Origin of the sequence: Sphingobacterium populi (genome assembly GCF_001586775.1) — a bacterium.
In the GTDB taxonomy this organism is placed as follows: Bacteria; Bacteroidota; Bacteroidia; order Sphingobacteriales; family Sphingobacteriaceae; genus Sphingobacterium; species Sphingobacterium populi.
The window spans coordinates 96,418-118,129 of record NZ_LQXS01000003.1; the positions used below are offsets into that span (position 1 = coordinate 96,418).

19 protein-coding genes and 1 pseudogene are annotated in these 21,712 nt (G+C 39.4%); 19 read left to right on the forward strand and 1 reads right to left on the reverse strand.

What is annotated here, in order from left to right; translation table 11 throughout:
• Positions 1 to 21 precede the first annotated feature (21 nt).
• The 19 genes and pseudogenes from A0125_RS08145 (at position 22) to A0125_RS08240 (ending at position 19,893) form a co-directional block, all read left to right on the forward strand.
• A complete protein-coding gene (locus tag A0125_RS08145) occupies positions 22 to 762 on the forward strand; it encodes a hypothetical protein (protein WP_066754492.1) in 741 nt (246 codons plus the stop codon).
• Positions 763 to 792: 30 nt separating this feature from the next.
• The gene (locus A0125_RS08150) at positions 793 to 2,412 is read left to right on the forward strand and encodes a hypothetical protein (RefSeq protein ID WP_066754494.1); all 1,620 of its coding nucleotides are present in this window, start codon (positions 793 to 795) and stop codon (positions 2,410 to 2,412) included.
• Positions 2,413 to 2,600: 188 nt separating this feature from the next.
• The gene (locus A0125_RS08155) at positions 2,601 to 3,344 is read left to right on the forward strand and encodes a tyrosine-protein phosphatase (protein WP_066754495.1); all 744 of its coding nucleotides are present in this window, start codon (positions 2,601 to 2,603) and stop codon (positions 3,342 to 3,344) included.
• Positions 3,345 to 3,522: 178 nt separating this feature from the next.
• Complete coding sequence (locus tag A0125_RS08160; RefSeq protein ID WP_231863180.1) at positions 3,523 to 4,197, forward strand: polysaccharide biosynthesis/export family protein; 675 nt, start codon at positions 3,523 to 3,525, stop codon at positions 4,195 to 4,197.
• 43 nt (positions 4,198 to 4,240) lie between these two features.
• Positions 4,241 to 6,607, forward strand: coding sequence for a GumC family protein (locus A0125_RS08165; protein WP_066754498.1), 2,367 nt, complete (start codon positions 4,241 to 4,243; stop codon positions 6,605 to 6,607).
• Positions 6,608 to 6,612: 5 nt separating this feature from the next.
• Positions 6,613 to 7,563, forward strand: coding sequence for a GDP-L-fucose synthase family protein (locus A0125_RS08170; RefSeq protein WP_066754500.1), 951 nt, complete (start codon positions 6,613 to 6,615; stop codon positions 7,561 to 7,563).
• A 106-nt stretch (positions 7,564 to 7,669) separates the two neighbouring features.
• Positions 7,670 to 8,782, forward strand: coding sequence for a GDP-mannose 4,6-dehydratase (gmd, locus tag A0125_RS08175; protein WP_066754502.1), 1,113 nt, complete (start codon positions 7,670 to 7,672; stop codon positions 8,780 to 8,782).
• Between the two features lie 31 nt (positions 8,783 to 8,813).
• Entirely contained in the window at positions 8,814 to 9,890 is a 1,077-nt protein-coding gene (locus A0125_RS08180; RefSeq protein WP_066754504.1) for an oligosaccharide flippase family protein, read from the forward strand.
• 453 nt (positions 9,891 to 10,343) lie between these two features.
• Positions 10,344 to 11,504: an EpsG family protein gene (locus A0125_RS08190; protein WP_066754507.1), complete on the forward strand. Its 1,161-nt coding sequence runs from the start codon at positions 10,344 to 10,346 to the stop codon at positions 11,502 to 11,504.
• Between the two features lie 52 nt (positions 11,505 to 11,556).
• Positions 11,557 to 11,946: pseudogene (locus A0125_RS16640) on the forward strand (DapH/DapD/GlmU-related protein); the annotation flags it as partial.
• 295 nt (positions 11,947 to 12,241) lie between these two features.
• Entirely contained in the window at positions 12,242 to 13,261 is a 1,020-nt protein-coding gene (locus A0125_RS08200) for a nitroreductase family protein (RefSeq protein ID WP_197464831.1), read from the forward strand.
• A gap of 6 nt (positions 13,262 to 13,267) precedes the next feature.
• Complete coding sequence (locus A0125_RS08205) at positions 13,268 to 14,404, forward strand: polysaccharide pyruvyl transferase family protein (RefSeq protein WP_066754512.1); 1,137 nt, start codon at positions 13,268 to 13,270, stop codon at positions 14,402 to 14,404.
• Positions 14,401 to 15,423: a glycosyltransferase gene (locus A0125_RS08210; RefSeq protein ID WP_066754514.1), complete on the forward strand. Its 1,023-nt coding sequence runs from the start codon at positions 14,401 to 14,403 to the stop codon at positions 15,421 to 15,423. The genes A0125_RS08205 and A0125_RS08210 overlap by 4 nt, the downstream gene beginning before the upstream one ends.
• A 6-nt stretch (positions 15,424 to 15,429) precedes the next feature.
• Positions 15,430 to 15,975, forward strand: a complete 546-nt coding sequence (locus tag A0125_RS08215) for an LbetaH domain-containing protein (protein ID WP_066754516.1) — start codon at positions 15,430 to 15,432, stop codon at positions 15,973 to 15,975.
• 24 nt (positions 15,976 to 15,999) lie between these two features.
• The gene (locus A0125_RS16130) at positions 16,000 to 16,620 is read left to right on the forward strand and encodes an acyltransferase (RefSeq protein ID WP_082784971.1); all 621 of its coding nucleotides are present in this window, start codon (positions 16,000 to 16,002) and stop codon (positions 16,618 to 16,620) included.
• Complete coding sequence (locus A0125_RS16385) at positions 16,617 to 17,435, forward strand: glycosyltransferase (RefSeq protein ID WP_066754518.1); 819 nt, start codon at positions 16,617 to 16,619, stop codon at positions 17,433 to 17,435. The genes A0125_RS16130 and A0125_RS16385 overlap by 4 nt, the downstream gene beginning before the upstream one ends.
• The gene (locus A0125_RS16390) at positions 17,422 to 17,697 is read left to right on the forward strand and encodes a glycosyltransferase (RefSeq protein ID WP_066754519.1); all 276 of its coding nucleotides are present in this window, start codon (positions 17,422 to 17,424) and stop codon (positions 17,695 to 17,697) included. The genes A0125_RS16385 and A0125_RS16390 overlap by 14 nt, the downstream gene beginning before the upstream one ends.
• Positions 17,698 to 17,757: 60 nt before the next feature.
• A complete protein-coding gene (locus A0125_RS08235; protein WP_066754520.1) occupies positions 17,758 to 18,498 on the forward strand; it encodes a WecB/TagA/CpsF family glycosyltransferase in 741 nt (246 codons plus the stop codon).
• A gap of 12 nt (positions 18,499 to 18,510) precedes the next feature.
• Positions 18,511 to 19,893 (forward strand): nucleotide sugar dehydrogenase, encoded by a 1,383-nt coding sequence (locus A0125_RS08240; protein WP_066754521.1) that lies wholly within the window; start codon positions 18,511 to 18,513, stop codon positions 19,891 to 19,893.
• Positions 19,894 to 19,941: 48 nt separating this feature from the next.
• On the opposite strand, the gene A0125_RS08245 is transcribed toward A0125_RS08240, so the two are convergent.
• Positions 19,942 to 21,501 (reverse strand): capsule assembly Wzi family protein, encoded by a 1,560-nt coding sequence (locus tag A0125_RS08245; protein ID WP_082784972.1) that lies wholly within the window; start codon positions 21,499 to 21,501, stop codon positions 19,942 to 19,944.
• Between the last annotated feature and the right edge of the window lie 211 nt (positions 21,502 to 21,712).

The following is a 21,712-nucleotide window of genomic DNA, read 5'->3' on the forward strand; positions in this document are numbered from 1 at the left end:
TATAATATCAAATCAACCTTTATGAAATTTAAATTCACATTAGTCGTGATGATGCTGTTCGCTTTGTGCAGCCTTTTCGCCAGCACAAGCGTGCTCGCAAATGGTGGCGATCGAGACAGTATCCCTGCATCGGCCTATGAGTACGGTTATCCGTATCCAGTAGGATTAGGTGTGCACGTCGGAACAACCGGCGTAGGCGTACACTACTATCAGCCGTTGGGCACTCACTTCGGAGCGCGATTGGCCGGTAGTTTTATGCCGTTTAATACTAAGATTAAAGGAAACTACAGTAATCGCGATACCAGAACAAACGTTTTTGCTAATGCGCACAATGTTTCCTTATTGTTCGGCTGGACTCCCTTTGCTTCAAGAACAGGATTTTTTCGTTCTTTCAATGTGCAATTGGGTGGAGCCTACTTTTTCAAATTAGATGGCAGATTGGAAACACGCTTAGCTGATCCATACCGTTACGGGGAGATTGCGGTAGATCCAGAATATGTAGGTACAATTACGACGCGCGTGAATTGGAAAGAGACTGTCAATCCCTATGCAGGTATAGGTTGGAGTAATATTGTGATCGATAGTCGATTCTCTATGAATATTGATTTAGGAGCTTATTATTTATCGAAGCCGTCAGTTCGTATGGAAGCAAGCGGTTTATTGGAAGAAAATGTGGCTAATGCGTCGCGGATCGAAAATAACATTCGCAACTATCGTTATCTACCACGTGTTGAAATTGGATTCAGTTACCGTTTCTGGTAAACACTATTCAACCATTAGCAATTGACAAACATGAAAAAAATAGCTACTTATATATGCGCACTTATTTTACTGAGTGTGACTGGGGCATGTGAAAACCCACTAAAGGATTTTGATTTAATCATCAGTACGGAGGTGATCAAACATTCGGCGACTTTGCGCATCGTTGATCAAAACGGAAATACTATCAATGGCGTTTCTGTCACACTTGAATCTGGCGATACTCAAGACATCTACAACATGAATGGTTTTCGTGACTTCAAACCAACTGAAAACCTCGTAATCTTTGGTCTAGATCCTAAACGAACTGTTTCTGCGTCCAATCCGGTGCGTTTTATGGTTTCAATCGCTGCCAGCGGATACACCACGCAAATTGTTCCCGTTTCTATTACAGATGCATCTGCAGGTATCGAAACCATTATCTTAAGAAAACCAACGCAAGTTCCAGGAGGTGTAGAGCAGGTTACTCAAAATATAGCACTAGGAGCAAATGGCGCCACTACAGAAGCGATTACTGTTTCATTACCTTCTGCCGATGGTGAAGGAGGTCGAGTAGCATTGAGTATTCCGGCGGGTACGCAGTTTAGAGATGCTGCAGGAAATATTATTGTGGGTACTAACCTTCAAGTAGTAGTCGGTAGCATCAATGGACGTGACCAAAATGCACAATCAGTACTTCCAGGTGGTAGCTTGAGAAGTAACAATGTTATCTTAGCTGGAGGTGCTAGTGCGGCAGGAACTTTTAGTCCGGCAGCCATTACGGAGATTAATATGGTTATTAATGGCGTGGCTATCCGACAGTTCAGCCAACCTTTGACCGTCAGTTTACCAGTAAGTGACGATTATATTAGTCCGATTACTGGCCAAACGATCGCAACTGGGAGCAATTTTGACATCTTTAGTAATAGCAGTGACGATGGTCTTTGGAGATTTGAGCAAAGTATTGCCGTTGGTGGTTCGGCCGCCTCTGGTTATGAGGTTAGCTTCCCAATTACCCACTTGACATTTTTCTTGGCGGGTGAGTTTGCTGAAGCTTGTTCCGATGAGTCGATCATTAATTTCTCTGGCGAATGGATGTCTAATAGTTCAACTTATCCAGTGACAGTTGAGGCCGTGTGGGGTGGAAATGTGATCGCATCTGCTCAGTACTCCGTGTCGAGCAATAATGCAAGTATATCTATCGCAAATTTGCCTGCAAACAATGTATCGATCGTAGTGAAGAATGCTGCTGGCGCTGTGATCGCAGAAAGTACTTTGGCTACTTGTGGGCAGATTACTCAAATAGTACTACCGAGTCCAGGAGATCCTACCAATGCTGTAGCAACATTGCAATTGTACGTACGTTGTCCAGATAAGGTAGACCCTATTACTTTACTGCCAACATTCCAACTATTTTATCGTGTTACTGGTACAAGAGAATTCAAATTTTTAGGTACTGTTACCAATGGTTTTTTAAGAACAACTTTACTACGTACTGATGGCACTAAATATGACTTTAAAGCAATCTGGAACAACCGAGTGAAAGTTGTTGGTGGGAAAACTATTAGTGTAGACAATACTGATACTGTCGGTATACAACCGGGAGATATCATGGGTGAAAAGGCGGGTGCCACCAACTTGGCTATTTTGACCGAAGAGTGTGGGAATTTATAAAATTAATACAACGTGAAAAATAGTGTACTCCATCTGGTTTTTAGAAATTCTCCGAATACGATTCGTAGACAACAAAATCTGTATGGTTTACCAAAGAAACAAGTGTTAGCTTGTAATTGTAGGGAAATATCCCGGACGGTCGCTCCGGCCGGGTATTTCTACAATTATTTGGCTTACTAATACAAACTATGCTAAACATCTTCCGAGCAAAAAGAAAGTTTCAGAATTTAGAATGGATGCAGATTGATATGCATTCTCACATCTTGCCAAGTTTAGACGATGGCGCTGCAACATTGGAAGATAGTTTACAATTGATCCAGCGTTTATCAGGATTGGGAATCCAGAAGTTTTTTTTTACTCCGCATATCTTCGAAGGTATGTACCCCAATACCGCACAATCAATTGCAAATGCATACGAAAAAATCGTGCTGAGTAAGTACGCCGAGTTAGCTGGAGGATACGCGGCTGAATATATGGTCGATACGTATTTTGCTGGTTTGATACAGAATGGAGAAGGTTTAATCACACTGCCTAACAACTATGTCTTAATAGAGATGTCATATATTCAGGAAAGCACGCTGATTGAGAAAGCCATTTTTGACTTACAAGTGAATGGCTATAAACCCATATTGGCTCATCCTGAACGCTATGTCTTTTATCATGGCAATGTAAATGCCATTAAGCGGCTACGAGAATTAGGCTGTTTGCTCCAACTCAACCTGCTATCACTTTACGGCTATTATGGTTCTAATGAAAAAAAGGCAGCGCGGCAATTAAGTGAGAAAGGTTTGGTGGATCTGGTCGGTAGCGACGTTCATCATATGCGACACATCAAAGCGCTCGAACACTGGATCGGAAAAGAGGATTTATGGCCCTACTTGAAGCAATGTAAATTACAAAATCAGGCATTATTCGACACGGTCGATGTCTGACAAATCATACTAAAAACCTACAACTACAATTACAATGACTAATAACTTAAAAAGATCTTTACCACGAACACCCTTTTGGTATCTATTATGCGGCTTGCTAAGTATACTATTATTAGATAGTTGCTCGGTAAAAAATATTGTATATTTCAATGATCTTCCGGCAGATTCGTTAAAAATAATGAGAACAGCTGCCGACTTCACAGAGCCCGTTATCCAATCGGATGATATACTGAGCATCACTATCCAGACATTAGATCCCACCACCAGTAGTGTTGTTAATCAGGCCGAAGCTGTGCAAGCTGTAGGCGCGAGTAGCGCTAGTAATGTGGGTAATCAGGTTATATCCGGTTTTCTAGTAGACAAAGATGGTTATGTGCACATGACGTTACTTGGAAAAGTGAACGTGCTCGGCCTCACCACCTACGAAGCGAGAGAACTCATTACAAACAAAGCATCTGAATTTTATCGAAATCCAACGGTACAGGTGCGGTTCGCTAATTATAAGATCACGGTACTAGGGGAGGTGTTAAGACCTGCGACATACACCGTACCAAACGAAAAAGTTACTGTCTTAGATGCACTAGGTTTAGCTGGAGATCTAACAATCTACGGTAAACGGGAGAATGTCTTACTTATCCGGGAGGAAAAGGGAGAGAAAGCTATGGTAAGACTCAACTTAAACGATAGCGACATCTTTCAATCTCCTTATTATTATTTGCGACAAAACGACGTGATCTACGTAGAGCCTGGCAAGGCCAAGGCTGCAGCGAATAACGCTGCCAGAACGCAGACTTATGCGATCATTGGTTCATCGTTATCCTTGCTTATTGTTTTATTAACAAGATGGAGATAGTTGTTTAGTTAAAAAACACGTTTTCAAATCACGATTTATACTTATGAGTGCAAAAGATTGGAATGATGAGTTCGAATTTGAAGATAGACAGTCGGACAATAAAGAACTGATGAGGTTTGTGGGGCAGGTTCTGTCCAATTGGTATTGGTTTTTCTTGTGTGGAATATTAGGCATATTATTAGCCTTTTTCTATCTACGTTATACTGTTCCAGTGTATACCGTTGAGGCAAAACTATTAGTCTCCGATGATAAAAAAGGTGGAAGTTCTCTTGAAGGTTCCCTAATGGGCGACTTGTCGGGATTAATGGGCGGTAAGAGTTCCGTAGATAACGAGGTTGAAGTACTGTTGACACATGATTTGATGCGAGAGATGGTATACGCTGATAGCTCCTATATAAGCTACTTCGCTGAGGGTACTTTTAAAGCAAGATCCGTATATTCTGCACCATTTGAGGTATCTATATTATCAGACCCTGATTCTATTCGGGAGATTATAAGTCTTGGTATAGCACAAGATGAAGGTGGACAACTTGTTTTAACCAATCCTGACACTACGTTTCAGGTAGCAATCGGCAAACCTTTCGCAATTGATGAAGTGGGATTACTTCAAATCAACAATGTTGGTCAGATCCTTAAGGAACAGCCGTATGGCTTTACTATCCGTCCAGTAGGGAAGGTTGTTGCCGGTCTTATGCAGGCTCTAAGTGTATCCGTTACCAATAAAAATGTTTCCACTATCGATCTGGTGCTTAAGAGTAGCCTGCCAAAACGAGGTGAAGAGCAATTGCAGATGCTGATTCAAAAATACGTGCAGCGTAACCTAGATGACAAAAACGTCATTGCAGACTCCACTTTATCATTTATCAATGCGAGACTTACAGCGATAACACAAGAGTTGGCGGGAGTCGAAGACCGTATATCTGGTTACAAGCAGAGGACACAGCTGGCTGATATGACGGAGCAGAGTCGCATCTTGCTAGAGAATTCTGCGAGTTATACGAAGAGTTTGGCTGAGATTGATGTCCAACTATCTAGCTTGGACGCTATGTCCAACTATCTACGGGATGTAAGTAATCCACGTGTTGTACCAGCCTCTGTGGTGCTGCATGACGCTGCATTTAATGCCTTAATCAATCGCTATAATGAATTGGTGTTACAGAGGGAACGTCTATTGCTAGCAAATACCGAAGATAATCCATTAGTCAAAAACATTACCGTTCAAATTGCTGGTGTGCGTGAAGACATGATTAGCAGTTTGGCCTCCACAAAGCGTAATCTTGAACTGTCTAGATCCAAACAGGCTCAAATGTCTAACCAATTAACCTCTCAAATACAGCGAGTACCTACTATTGAAAGGGGATACATTGATTTAGCGCGTTTACAACAAATCAAGCAAGCGCAGTATATTTTCTTGCAAGAGAAGTGGGAAGAAACCGCCATTAGCCGCACTGCAAATGTATCTAATTCCAAGGTAATTGATGCTCCTCGATCAAGTCAGGAACCCATCTCACCTAAGAAAAAAATCATTTACGTCCTAGGTTTTTTTGTTGGCCTTTTGCTGCCTTTGGGGATTTTGTACATCAAAGGATTGCTTAATGTTCGAGTGATGAGTATGGACGATATCGAGCGAGGGAACAAGTTGCCTATACTCGGTACGGTCTCGCACTCCGATGAACAAGGCCAAGTCGTTATCACCAAAACCTCGCGTTCGCCTATTGCGGAGCAGTTTCGTGCGATACGTACCAACTTGGAGTTTGCTTTGCAAAGCAAAAAAACGATTCTATTTACTTCCTCGATGTCTGGTGAAGGAAAGTCGTATGTAGCGCTCAATTTGGCCGTGTCGCTCGCTTTATTAGGTAAAAAGGTGTTGATTATGGAATTGGATTTACGCAAGCCTTCCATAACCACTAAACTAAATTTGTCTGCTGGGAAAGGATTTTCTCACTATGTCGTACGACCAGAAATGCGATTGGAGGATGTCCTGACGCCATCCGGTGTACATGAGCATGTGGATCTAATACAGGCTGGTGCTATCCCGCCTAACCCGGCCGAATTATTAGTGAGCGCAAGGGCAGAGCAATTAATGCAAACAGTAAAGGAACATTACGATTATGTGCTAATGGATGCTCCACCTGTTGGTATGGTGACCGACGCACAATTGCTAAACCGCTATGCCGACGTGTGCCTGTATTTGGTACGACATGGTCATACTTTTAAGGAGCAATTGCGTATTCCAAATGATTTGGTATCAAAAGAACGTATTTCACCTATTCAATTAATCGTGAACGATGTGAAAGCTACCGGAAGCTATTATAGTAACTACGGCTATGGTTATGGATACGGCTACGGTGAATATGGTCAAGAAGATAAAAGCAAGAAATGTTGGCAACAACTATTCAAACGTAAATAAAATACATGGAAAAGCAGGCTAAAATATACTTAGCTGGGCACAGAGGCATGGTAGGCTCAGCAGTAAAAAGAATGTTGGAAAGCAATGGCTATAACAACCTTATTGTACGTACCTCGTTCGAGTTGGATTTACGAAATCAACAAGCCGTTTCGGACTTTTTTGAGCAAGAGCAGCCGGATGTGGTTATTGATGCAGCGGCTCGTGTCGGCGGGATTCTAGCGAACAATGATTATCCTTATCAGTTCTTGATGGAGAATATGCAGATTCAGAACAATCTGATTGATGCGGCACATCAGCATGCGGTTCAGAAATTTATATTTCTTGGTTCATCTTGTATTTATCCCAAACTGGCGCCCCAACCGCTCAAAGAAGCATACCTATTAACAGACTCCTTGGAACCAACCAACGAGTGGTACGCCATTGCTAAAATTACGGGAGTAAAAGCATGTCAAGCCATTCGTCAGCAATTCGGAAAGGACTATGTTAGCCTAATGCCGACCAACCTATACGGTACCAATGACAATTTTGATTTGAATACGTCACACGTTTTACCCGCCATGATCCGTAAGTTCCATGAAGCGAAAGAGAATGGACATGTCCCTGTGACACTTTGGGGGTCAGGAACACCGATGCGCGAATTCCTATTTGTCGATGATCTGGCCAACGCTGTTTTGTTTGCCTTGGAGAATGTATTGCCAGAGTATTTATACAATGTTGGTACAGGAGAAGATCTGACGATTAAAGCGTTAGCCAAAACTATACAAAATGCTGTTGGCCATCAAGGTGATATTATCTGGGATAGCAGTAAACCTGATGGAACACCACGCAAGCTAATGGACATTTCAAAGATGCATAATCTTGGCTGGAAGCACAAAATTGGGTTGAGCCACGGTATTGCAGAAACCTACGACTGGTTTCTGGCGAATCAGAAGGATTATAAACAAGTTAAACTTTAAGATACCGTCGTTGCTAGAAAAGCATCGACGAAGCAGTCTATTAAAATTTATATCAACTTTCGGTAGTCTGTACGATCTACCTATTTGAAACTAAGTACGACAATACATGAAAACAGCATTAATTACAGGCATTACCGGGCAAGATGGTTCTTATCTAGCCGAATTATTATTGGAAAAAGGATATATGGTACATGGTGTCAAACGCAGAGCATCATCGTTTAATACACACCGTATAGATCATTTATACATCGATCAGCATGAACAGCACGTGCGATTCAAACTGCATTATGGCGATCTAACAGATTCGACTAATCTGATCCGCATTATTCAAGAAGTACAGCCAGATGAGATTTACAACTTAGGTGCCATGTCCCACGTCAAGGTATCTTTCGATTCACCCGAATATGTTGGTAATGTTGATGGCTTAGGTACTTTACGTATTTTGGAAGCAGTACGCATCTTAAAGCTAGAAAATAAAACACGGATATATCAGGCATCCACTTCAGAGTTATATGGAGGTTTGGAAGAGAATAAAAACTCCGAAGGCTTTTACGATGAAAGTTCTCCTTTTTACCCACGGTCACCTTACGGCGTAGCCAAGATTTATGGGTTTTGGATTACGAAGAATTACCGTGAAGCGTACAATATGTATGCTTGCAATGGTATTTTGTTTAATCATGAATCACCTCGTCGCGGCGAGACGTTTGTGACTCGTAAGATCACTATGGCCACGGCAGCCATTGCTCTAGGAAAGCAAGAGTGTTTGTATCTAGGGAATATGAATGCATTACGCGACTGGGGCCACGCGAAAGATTACGTAGAAGCCATGTGGCGAATCTTACAGCAAGATGAACCAGAGGATTACGTAATTGCAACTGGAATAACTACTTCCGTTAGAGACTTTGTGCGTCTGGCCTTTCAAGAAGTAGGCGTAGAGTTGGAGTTTAGCGGTGAGGCCGAGCAAGAAATTGCAATGGTAAAGAGCCTAAGCAATGATGAGTATCAATTTGAAATTGGACAGGTTGTTGTTCGCGTAGATCCTACCTATTACAGACCGACTGAAGTAGATTTATTGTTAGGCGATCCTACGAAATCAAAAACAAAACTAGGGTGGAAACCACAGTACGATCTAGCTGCTTTGGTGTCCGAAATGGTAGTTTCTGATATTGCTCTAATGAAAGGCAATTACAATACACAGTGGGAACATATCGTAGGATAGATAAGACGTATTATCATAACAGAATTGGCGAATGATTGACGCAAATAATAAGAGAATAGCGAAAAACACGCTATTTCTCTACATTAGGATGCTTCTGATAATATTTGTAAACCTTTATACGGTTAGAATTGTGCTGCAAGAGTTGGGAACAGAAGACTACGGCATATACAACTTAGTAGGTGGTGTCGTTGCAATGTTCTCTTTTTTAAGTCAATCTTTATCTTCTGCATCCCAACGTTTTTTTGCTTTAGAAATTGGTAAAAATAATAGTAGTATGTTAGCTAGTATTGTTAACACCACATTATGGACTTACATTTTTCTGGCGATTATAATATTTGGAATCGGACAACTATTAGGTTCGTGGTTTTTAAATGAAAAATTGACGACGATTCCATTAGATAGAGTGAGCACAGCAAATTTTGTTTTCAATTGTTCAATGATAAGTCTTGTTGTATCACTTCTTTCAGTCCCGTTCAATGCTTTGATTATTGCCAATGAAAAAATGAATGTCTACTCCTACATATCAATATTCGAAGTTGTTTTTAAACTGATTTCGGTTTTTCTATTACAATTATATGTCGGAGATAAATTGAGACTATATGCAATAATTTTACTTCTATCAACAAGTATTGTAGGTTCATTGTACTTTTTTTATTGCCAAAAAAATTATCCACATATAAAATACTCTAGAACTTGGGACAAATCCGTTCAAAAAAAGATTTTAAGTTTTACAGGTTGGAATATGTTTGATTCTATGGCTAACGTTATGAATACGCAAGGTATGAATATTTTTCTCGGATATTTTTTTGGTCCGCTTGTAAATGCCGGGCGTGGTGTAGCATATCAGGTAAGCGTAACATTAAACCAGTTTGTTCTGAATTTTGTAACAGCTACAAAGCCCCAAATAGTCAAATATTATGCTCAAAATGAGTTAGCTGCTATGCAAAGTTTAGTTTTTCGTAGTTCTAAGTTTTCATTTTATCTGTTAGCTGTAGTAACGATTCCATTTTTTTTTAAACGCAGAGCTTTTATTTCAACTATGGTTGGGAGATGTTCCAGATTATGTGGTAGAATTCACGAAATTGATTCTTGTAGCAATATTGATTGATGTGGTTTCGTATCCATTAATGGCTCATGTTCAAGCTACTGGAAAAGTGAAGCTTTTTAGTGCTTCAATTGGAGTACTAAAATTGTGCAATTTGCCAATTGCATATATTTTATTGAGTTTTGGAGGCCAACCGAGTATCGTGTTTTTAATTAATATCGGTTGTTCCATCCTTTGCTTACTTTTCAGGCTATTAATACTCAGGAAGCTTGATGGATTTCCGATCGTGCAATTTGGTAGACGGGTACTACTTCCAATTCTCTTAGTAAGTTTAATAACTGCGATTATCCCAAATATTATGCGCTGGGAATCGACACTCGATTTTGGTGATTCGATAATCAGGCTCTTGATAGTTGGAGGAGCATTACTTGCGGCCATATTTTTTATAGGAATAACAATAGGGGAACGAGTAGCCTTAATGTCGCTTTTCAAATCAAAGATAGCTAAAGGTTGAGCATGTCAGGAATTGAGCACATAGTTTTGTTTGCACTTTTATTTTTCCTATTCTATTTATGGGGAATCTTTGCATATAAAATTAAATCAGATTTAAATTTTTGGGCATTGGCATTAATCCCTGTGTCGCTATTTTCTGTCATTGTCGGCTCTAGATTTGGATGGGGAGCAGACTATATGTTTTACAAATTTCGATTAGAGCACGCGTTTACATTTAAAGAAGATCAAATTGGTTTTAGATGGCTTAATCAAGGAATAGATATTTTTGGTTTAAATTACGTCGGTGGGTATATTGTTTATAGTTTTATTTTCATCACCTGTTCGGTTTTGTTGGTGCGCAGTTATGGTATCTCATCGAAGTATATGTATGCGTTTATCATACCAGCAACTCTGTTATTCCCGACCTCAATTATCAGACAAGGCTTAGCATTAAGCTTTATTTTTCTCGGACTGTATTTCTATAATAAAAGGAATTGGCCCGGGATTATAATCTCGCTATGTATTGCAATATCTATTCATACTTCAACTCTTATAACAGCAGTTATGTTGGGAGCTTTCGCATACTTGTTCAGGAGTCCTTTCAACTGGAAAATCACAGTGCCAATTTATTTGTTTGTTACATTCTTTTTTGACGTTAGTAAGGTAGGAGTACTATCGTCTTATATTCAAATGTTGTCCTTAGGCAATCAATTTCAGAGTTATATTGATACTTCGGACCGTTGGTTTGGAGAAGATGCGGCGGATGAACAATTTCAACAAGGTAATCTTGCCTTAGTGACATCTGCCTTATTCCACGTTGCAATTATATACTTAGGCTACTGGAGTATCTATATTAAAAAAAACCACAAAATCGTTTACATCTATAATTCTGTGGTTTTTGGGTTGATCTTTTTAAGAGCAGTTTTCCTCTTTGAGATATTTAAAAGGTTCGCTCAACCTCTGGTCATGTTGTATTTTGTAGTGTTAGGCTATGCTTTGTTTGTTTTTTTAGAAGTACCATATAAGACGCTCAGACGGAAGTTGGACAAAAACAAGCTAAAAAATTTTTTAAAAGTGAAGAGGTTTTTTTGGCCAATATTTGCCTGTATAATGTTGTATCTAATCATGTTCTGGGGAAGATTTATTTTTTTAAATCCAAAGGGTGTGTTTTTTTGGGATCAATAGTTAATAACAAGTTATGTTCTTTAATAGATTATATAAATACGTCGAAAAAAAAATGGCAAGTAGGAATAGCGAAACTATTCTTAATTACTATCGCAAGAAAGGATGTTCAATTGGAAAAGGAACGGTGGCGATCGATAGTAAATCGATAGTGATAGATGTTACGAGACCATCTCTTGTTACTATTGGTGATAATGTGCTGTTGCACAGGGGGATTAAAATATTGACGCACGATTACTCGTCTAGAGTTTTTTTGAACCTGTACCATGAATTTGTGCCATCACATGGTCGAGTTACGATCGGTAATAATGTTTGGTTTGGAGAGAATTGCACAGTGTTAAAGAGTGTTTCAATCGGGGATAATTGCATCATTGGATATGGTTCTTTGGTTACAAAAGACATACCTGCAAATTCTGTGGCAGTCGGAATCCCGGCTAGGGTTATATGCTCTATAGGGGATTATTACAAAAAGCGAAGGAAACAGTATGTTGAGGAAGTAATTGATTATGCCATCTCAATAAGGGATCGTTACAAAAGGGCACCCGTTTTAGAAGATTTCGTCGACGATTTTCCAAGTTTTATTAATGGTGAAAATTATAAAGATTATCCCATGTTCCCAGTTCAGCAAAGATTGAAAGATAATTTCGAACTATGGCGATTGAATCATGTGTCGGAATTCAAAAATTTTGAAGAATTCATTAAAGAGGTTGAAAGACGGTCTTAAGTTAGAGCAATTGTATATGAAAACATTAAAAGGATATTTCTACAGATTCTTGGGTAAAAAGTCAGCAACTTATTTGAATGGTTGGTACACATTTTTTAATAAATGGAGATTATTGTCCGTCAATTACGTATATGATGCTAAGATGTATCATAGTCACTCCTCCATGGTGAAAAAAAATACGTGGAAGAAAAAAGAGGCAACCATAATATTACATTATCATGCGATTGAAAAGGCATTTTTGCATAGCTCTTTGCGTTTTCGATTCGGTATTCCTCGTATCCAAATCTTGTTGTCTTTAATTAAGGATCTCGAGAAAGAGTACCTCACTAGTTCGCAAGTGCTGATTGCTTGCGAGTGTCTGTGTAAATATTATGAAATACATCAAAAAAACAACATTGATGTTTCTGATTATTTTTCCGATGATGATTATGGTTTCCTGAGGAATATCAATCAAAAGGAAGAGGAGATAGTACATGAGCAAGTTAGAGAGCTTTTCTTTAAAAAAGGTCTGGATTTTAAAGACTTTGCTAGTTCGCGACGGAGTGTCAGAAATTTTTCTGGAGAATTGGTTAGTCCCGAAACTCTTGACAAAGTTGTTGAGATTGCAAAAACTAGTCCTTCAGTCTGTAACAGGCAGCCAGCTAAAGTTTACTGCATACAGAATAAAGAAAAATTGGCTGAAGTATTTCGACTACAAGGTGGTTTACAGGGGTTTACCGATGGTATATCTCAGGTTTTAATTTTAACATGTGATAGAAGTACTTTCTACTCTGTAGGAGAGCGAAATCAATTATTTATTGATGGAGGATTATTTTTAATGAACCTTTTGTATGCTTTGCATTACTATAATATCGGAGCTTGTCCAGCTCATTGGGCAAAGGAAAAGCATGACGATATCGAGATTAAACAGCTATTAGATCTTGATCCTGCAGAGAAAGTTATCTGCGTAGTCCCTATTGGTATTCCAAAGGAGAATTTTAAAACTACACTTTCAAAACGTCGAGCAAACACCGAAATCCTACATTTTATCAATTAATGCGCTATGAAGAAGACTACTAAAGTTGGTTTATTGACTATGCATAAAGTCATAAATTATGGATCGTTTTTGCAGGCCTACGCTACACAAACAATCATTGGAAGTTTAGGTTACGTTTGTGAAATAATTGATTATAAGTATCCAAATCAGTGGCAGCATGATCGAGGCTCAATTAGAAGAGGGAAGCTTAAACGATTGATTCATCAGCTTGTGAAACCTTTTGGTTTAATAAGTGAACACAGGAAGGAAAAAAAAATAATAGACGCGATGAATAGATATTATAACTTATCAGTAGTCGCGTATAATTCGCCAGAAGAAATTAAAAGTGCCCCCCCTGAATACGATATCTATTTGACAGGAAGTGACCAGACATGGAATGCACGCTTTACCAAGGGCGATCCCACTTTTCTTTTGGGGTTTGTTTCAAATGGAGGACGAAAAGTCTCTTTCTCCTCCAGCTTAGCTTCCAACAAAATTGAGGAACAATATATAAACCTTTTCAAAGAACTTTTGAGTGAATACGATGCAATTTCAGTAAGGGAGAATAACGGTGTTCGTCTAGTGGAGAGTCTTGCAAGCAGAACGCCCCCAGTTACTTTAGACCCGACCTTAGTACTCACAAAAGAAGATTGGAAAGTCTTGAGTAAATCAATATCTACAAGACTGCATAGAGAGAACTATATTTTGTTTTATATGCTATCCTATGCGTTTGAACCTAGGCCATATATTTATCAGCTTTTAAAATATTGGCAGGAGCAAACTGGTCTGATTGTTTTGTCATTTACCAAAATTCCAGCTGAGTACGAAATACGATATATCTACTGTGGTGATTCTGGAATTCCTGAATATTTACATTATTTCGAACATGCTAACTATGTCGTAACATCATCCTTTCATGGAACAGCTTTTGCCGTGAATTTTGGAATACCGCTGTTATCAGTTGTATCATCAGCAAACTCTGGAGATGATCGGCAGTCGAGTTTCTTAACAAAAGTAAAATTAACGAATTGTATAGTGCCTATTGGTAGCGAGTTCGACAGATTAAATCCTGTCTATGATGAAATTGTAGCGTGGGACCAGTTAAATTTCCTTAGAAAAGAATCTCTAAATTATTTAAAGTACAGCTTAGATAAAACGGTATGATTACCCCCAAAATTAGTGTGGTAGTTCCAATTTACAACGTCGAAAAGTATCTCGATAGGTGTATGCAGTCGTTACAAAATCAGACGTTGAAGGATATTGAAATAATCTTGGTAGATGACGAGTCTCCCGATAACTGTCCTAAAATGTGTGACGAATATGCCAGCCAGGACCCCAGAGTAAAAGTTATTCATAAAAAAAATGCAGGATTAGGATTTGCGAGAAATAGCGGCTTATCCAGCGCAACTGGAGAGTTTGTCATATTTGTAGATTCTGATGATTGGATTGATACAACTGCTTTATCCATTATGTATAATGAGGCGATCAAGAATAATGTGGATACAGTTTTTTGTAACCATGATTTGGAAACGAATTCAGGAAATTTCGATACAGTCCATGAGATAAAGGAGAATCGTTTGTTAACTTCAAAGAATGAGATAGCCCAGTATCTATTAAATATGATTGGTGCTCCAGCGTCAGAGGCAAATGATCGTTTGTACTCAATGTCTGTTTGGCACGCTCTGTATTCAGTAGACGTGATCAAAAAGGCTAATATCCTTTTCTTTTCGGAACGAGAGTTCTTATCTGAGGATGTGCTATTTCATGTACAGTATTTGTATTATTCGCAAAGAGTTTCTCTATTGGATGCGTCCTTTTATAAATACTGCTTGAATGAAACTTCGTTAACGAAGACATATAGAAGTGACAGGTTTCTCCGATATATTGATCTGCATAAAAAACTGTTAAGCCTATTTAGTGAGATGGATTGGAAAGTTCCTATGGATTATAGAGATAGTGTAGATCGTTTGTTTTTGGGCTATGTGAGACGAAATCTATTACGGGCTCATATTCCAAAGGGCGAGGAGAAAGAAGTTATAAGAAGCATTGCTAAAAACGGATATTTGAAAGAAGTATTAGGTCGATATTCTGTGAATGAAATGCAGTTAAAGCTTCGAGTGTTCTATTGGCTTCTTTCAAAAAAATATATATCTGGTATATTGTTGTTTAGAAACTTAATCTAAGAAAATATGATTAACTCAAAGCAAGATTTAGATTTTTATTTGAAGTCGGATTTTTCGCGTTTCGATCGGAAGCCAAATCTTAAGGATTATATATTGTCAAATGAAATATGGTATATATATCATTATCAACGTCATTTGAGATATGTGGAATATTATATGAATACTAATAAATCGAAATTGCTCTTTCTGTATCATTTCTTTAAATACAAGAGATTAGGATTCAAACTGCGATTTACTATATATCCGAACACCGTAGGACCTGGTCTTAGGATATATCATGCTGGCGACTTTATACATGTGAAGAAACTGTGTAAAATTGGACGTAATTGCACATTATTGCCCGGCGTTGTAATCGGCAATAAAAATTTGGAAGATGATGGTAGTCAGGTTTTTATAGGGGACAACGTATACTTTGGCCTGGGTGCTAGAGTCTTTGGCAAAGTCAAGATTGGAGATGATGTTGTTGTGGGAGCGAATTCTGTAGTTGTTAAAGATATTGCAAGCAATTGTGTTGTGTCCGGTATCCCAGCAAAGGTTATTAAGATGAAGTAGATATTTAATTGATGTTGATTTGTTATGTTAAGAAAATTGTTGGGAAGTATAGTTTATATACATCTCGGGTTGCAGGGATTATCTGATAGATTACTTTCTGTTTTTTACAAAAGTCGATTTGGATCCTGCGGATCCTCTGTGATGATTAAGCCTTGTACATCTAACTTTAAAGGATTTGAGAATATTCATATAGGTACAGGTGTGCGGATTGCGCGATATGCAGTAATATATTCTACAAATGCAAAGGTTTTCATAGGGAATAATGTAGGTGCTGCTCCGTACTTGTCAATAATTTCAGGAAATCATAGTGTCGGTAAGGTCGGCCATATCATGTTTGAACAGTCAGTGGATGATAAGATAGAGGGCGAAGATCAAGATGTGATTTTAGAGGATGACTTGTGGATAGGCATACGCGTAAGTATTCTCTCTGGTGTCAAGATTGGCAGGGGAAGTGTTATTGCCGCTGGTTCGGTTGTTAATAAATCTTGTCCCCCTTACTCTATTATCGGAGGAGTTCCGGCTAAAGTTTTAAAATTTAGATTTACTGTTGAGGAAATTCTCCAACATGAAGAGCTCGTTTATACTGCTGAACAACGTATTTCTAAAGAACAATTAATCGCTCAACGATCAAGTTACATTCAATGAAAATCTTAATAACTGCACCTAGTTTAGAAACTTCCAAAAATGTTAGCGGAATATCGACGGTAGTCAACACGATTATTGCGAATAATGTAGATCATGAGTACACACATTATTTGCTGGGACGACCTGATCAGTCAAATAGCCTGACATATCTTTTTGTGTTTATCCGACAATTGATGTTCTTTCCGATTATATTAAAAAGAGAAAAAATAGAGCTTGTGCATCAAAATCTGCCATTCGATCCTAAAGGATTAATGCGAGAATCTGTTATAAATTTTTGGTGTTACCTCTTTAATGTTCCTGTTGTATTGCATATACATGGGGGAGCATTTTTAATGCAGAAAAATCCAAAGAAAATTTGGAGATTTCTCAGTAGTGCTTTGTTTAAACATAGTCGTCAGGTTCTGGTTCTAAGTGAGCTCGAGCAAGCAGCACTTTTAAGCTTTCACAATTTTGGCGGTGCGATTGTATTGTCTAATAGCATCGCTGTAAGTGATTATTTGTATAATCTTCGACAGCCTATTAATGAACCACCAGTCTTCTTGTTCCTGGGAAGATTGCACGAGAGTAAAGGTTTAGATGATATTTACGATGCGTTTTGTGTATTAAAACAGCAGTTATTAAGTTTCCGTTTTGTGTTATGCGGTTCAGGTCCGCTAATGGAATCAGTAAAAAGTAAATTTGAAAAGTTATTGGGTTCTGATTTTGATTTTCGAGGAGTTGTATCGGGGGAAGATAAAGTAGCAGCATTTATAGATAGTGACTTTTTTTTTGCTACCCTCACGCTATGGAGAAGGTTTGCCGATGGCTTTGCTTGAGTCTATGGCATCCGGTCTAATTCCTATTGTGACTGATGATGCCTCGATGAAATTCTTGGTACATCATAATCAAAATGGAATTCGGGTTGATAAGAGAAGTGGTAAAGATATTGCAGAAAAGATTACAGCTTTATTAAGCGTAGACCACGAATATCTAACTCAGCTTAGATTAAGCGCTGTAAAGACAATTGTGGGATCGTATGATATCAAAGCCTATGTGAAAAAGTTGAATATGATCTATGCTGGTGATTTTACAATTTAATATGGCTTATAATGATTTTGAACTTTCGTCTGTAACTGTTAAACTCAAATTTAATTAAATATGAATTATCGCGTAGTGAGTTTGGCGATTTCTGCTGGAAAATATAAAGGTTTTGTCGATAATGCTATTAAGCTTGGTACGAATAGCATATCTTCCTACGTCTGCGTAGCCAATGTGCATATGTGTATTGAAGCCTATGATAATGCCGATTTCGCTAGGATTGTAAACCAAGCTGATTTGGTTACGCCAGATGGTATGCCTTTGGCCAAAGCAATTAAACTATTGTACGGTGTAGAGCAGGATCGAGTAGCGGGGATGGATTTATTGCCGGATTTACTGGCAGAAGCAGAAAAAGAGAATCTCAAATGCTTTGTATATGGTGGCAGTGAAAAGATGCTAGCAAACAGCGAAGCCTATATTCAAGAGCACTATCCAAATTTGCAGTGTGGATTTCATAGTCCCCCCTTTCGTGCCTTAACTACCGAAGAGGAGCTAGCGGACTGTGATCGGATCAATAATTTTGGTGCTCATTTAGTCTTCGTTGCATTGGGTTGTCCAAAACAAGAAAAGTGGATGGCGAAGATGAAAGGCCGTATTCATGCCTGCATGTTAGGTATTGGAGGCGCCTTGCCTGTCATGATTGGAATGCAAGACCGTGCACCCGCTTGGATGCAAAAAGCGAGTTTAGAATGGTTATATCGCCTAGGGCAAGAGCCCAAGCGCTTATTTAAGCGATACGCTTATACAAATTCAAAGTTCATATATTTATTAATGAAGCAAAAATTAGGTTTACTAAAGTAAACGATCATAATTATGAAAGATATCAAAAAAATAACCTGTATAGGTGCCGGCTACGTAGGCGGACCCACCATGTCTGTGATTGCACAGAAAAACCCAAACGTAGAAATTACCGTTGTTGATTTAAATGAGCAACGGATTGCGGCATGGAATGATGCAGATCTTTCTAAACTGCCCGTATATGAGCCTGGCTTGGACGCTGTAGTTGGTGAAGCGCGTGGTCGCAATCTATTCTTCTCTACCGATGTGGATAAGGCCATTGATGAGGCAGATATGATCTTTATCTCAGTAAATACACCTACCAAAACCTATGGTAAAGGTAAAGGGCAAGCGGCTGATTTGAAGTTTATCGAGTTGTGTGCGCGTCAGATTGCTGCGGTGGCCAAGTCGGATAAGATTGTGGTAGAGAAATCGACGCTTCCTGTACGTACTGCAGAAGCATTAAAAAGTATTTTGGATCATACCGGCAATGGGGTAAACTTTCATATTCTTTCCAATCCAGAGTTCTTGGCAGAAGGAACAGCCGTGACCGATTTACACAATCCAGATCGTGTACTGATTGGTGGTGAAGATGCTGAAGCCATCGAAGCCTTAGTACAAGTGTACGAAGCTTGGGTACCTAGAGAGCGTATTTTGACGACCAACCTATGGTCATCCGAATTGTCTAAATTAGTAGCCAATGCCTTTCTAGCACAACGCGTATCCAGTATCAATGCCATCTCCGAATTGTGTGAGGTAACCGGTGCCAATGTGGATGAGGTAGCACACGCCATAGGAAAAGATAGCCGTATCGGTAGCAAATTTTTAAAAGCATCCGTTGGTTTTGGAGGATCATGTTTTCAGAAAGACATCTTGAATTTAGTCTATATCGCCCGTTCTTACCATTTAGATGCGGTAGCCGATTACTGGGAGCAAGTGATTTTGCTGAATGATCATCAGAAAACACGTTTCGCGGAGCGCATCATCAAAACCATGTACAATACCGTGAATGGCAAACAAATTGCGTTTTTGGGTTGGGCATTTAAAAAAGACACCAATGATACACGGGAATCTGCGGCGATTTATGTAGCCGACCATTTATTGGATGAGGAAGCCAGCATTATTGTATACGATCCAAAAGTAACGGCGGAGCAAATCTACCGTGATCTGGATTATCTGGGAACGCGTACAGCAGAAGAGAATCGCCGTTTAGTCACCGTAGTCAATACGCCAACCGAGGCAGTAACAGGCGCACATGCCATTGCAATATTGACCGAGTGGGACGAATTTAAAGATTATGATTGGGCAAGTATTAAGGAAGGTATGAAACGACCATCTTTCCTCTTCGACGGTAGGAAATTGCTCAATGGAGCCGAATTACAAAAGATAGGATTCTCCTATTACGCCATTGGAGAATAGCAATAAAAAAAGGGTTGGAAAATATGTTTCCAACCCTTTTTTATTTTACTAAAAGTTTCTTCGGGCATGGATCATCAGCCCTACACCGCTATCCAGCATCTTGCCTTGATCTAAGGCAAATGTACCCCCAACAATCATTTTCGGAAGTAGTTCCTTTTCTGCCTGCAGCAACATAGAGAACTGGTTGACTGGCGTAAACAGTAATCCTGTAGGAAAAAAAGTTCTTCCAGTCGATTTTCCATATTCACTGGTGGCGAAGGTGCCGTAATGCTTGGCATAGGTTAGTTTAGTCAGTACGTTCCAATTGTACACATGCCCACTTGCACCAATATGTGTCGCGATTACGCGATTACTGATAAAGAAGTCTCCTGGGAAATTGGCTTGACCACTGCGTGCTTGGGTCGCTGGGATTATTAACGGCGTACCCATACCCACTCCCTTGTACGACCAACCTTCCAAGTATTCAAAATTATTATAGTAATCCTCATCACCAGATGCAGTAGGCTTAGACCATGGATATCCCGCCTGGTCTTTAGAGTAGAAGAATTCGACTAATAAGGTCTTCCAGTCCCAGTTTGATGTAGTTTTTCGAAAGCGGTTATTGGTTAGCGTCAAGCCGTTTAAACCATCTTTGATATTAGCCAATTTAGACAGTGCACCTACCTCATAGATATTTTGGCGATAGGCCATTAAGGATACATTTCCAAAGTTATAGGATGCACCCAAGTCTATAGATCCTTGGTGATTACCAATTTTTGACCGTGGTATTGGATTGCCCTGCCGTCCTCCGTAGGCTTTGCCAAAAGTGACATAAGATAAGGTTTGTAGGAAATTGAGATCAAAGGCACTGCCATAGCGTTCGTTTTCACCACCCCACTGCACCTGATGATTAAATCCACCAAAAAGTTGCAGTTTCCAATCCGCTCTACCGAGCCGACCATACAAAGATTTTTGATGTAGAAAAGTATGTAGTCTATAGTCATCACTAGGAACCCTGAATGCTCCCGGGCTCATATCATACTGCCCCATATACCCATTCGCAAAATTTCCCTTAAAGGAAAGCAAACCCTCAAACCAAGGTAAGCGGTAGTATTCGGGGATGCTTATCTCGAATTTGGGCACGCCTAGTGCATTGCCCGATACGGCAAAATTACCAGAAGTCAACAGCGTATCCCCGTTCAATCCCATTACATCACGGCTACGACCTAATCGGGCTTCAAACATGGCAAACCTCACTTTTGCATATGCCTCGATAATCTGAGCTTGCAGCGTGCGGCCAATATTTGCGCGACCTTCCAAGGCATAACCCCAGTCCCATAGCGAGTTGTTGTTCGCTGCGCGTCCTTTCCATTCGCCAAGTTGTTGGTACTCTTTGAAACCTCGCACGATCAAACTTCCAGAGCCACCATCCAATGGCACCGAACCAAATTGATTGGAGCGCATCCAGAATGGAGCAATCTGATCTCCCGCATATCCTGCCTGAAGCTGTAGTGACAGGCCAGCTTTCCTAACGGTGTCTTTTTCGAGTATGGTTTGAGCATTCAAATCCTGTGACATGTGACAGCACAAGCCAATAATGCCGATGAAGGCAATTAAGAAGTCTTTCATAAGTAAATGTTCTCTCTAAAGATAACAAACCGACGTTAAGGGGCAAAACTAAATAGTATACTAATACATTCTACCCTAATTTTTTTTAAAAGACCACAAAAACTCGCTTAGAAATCTTGTATTTATACGTATCTTTCCTCAATTATATGTATACCTATGTTAGTAGACTGTGTATTCATTGATTTATTCAATAATTTCATCTTTAGGGTAG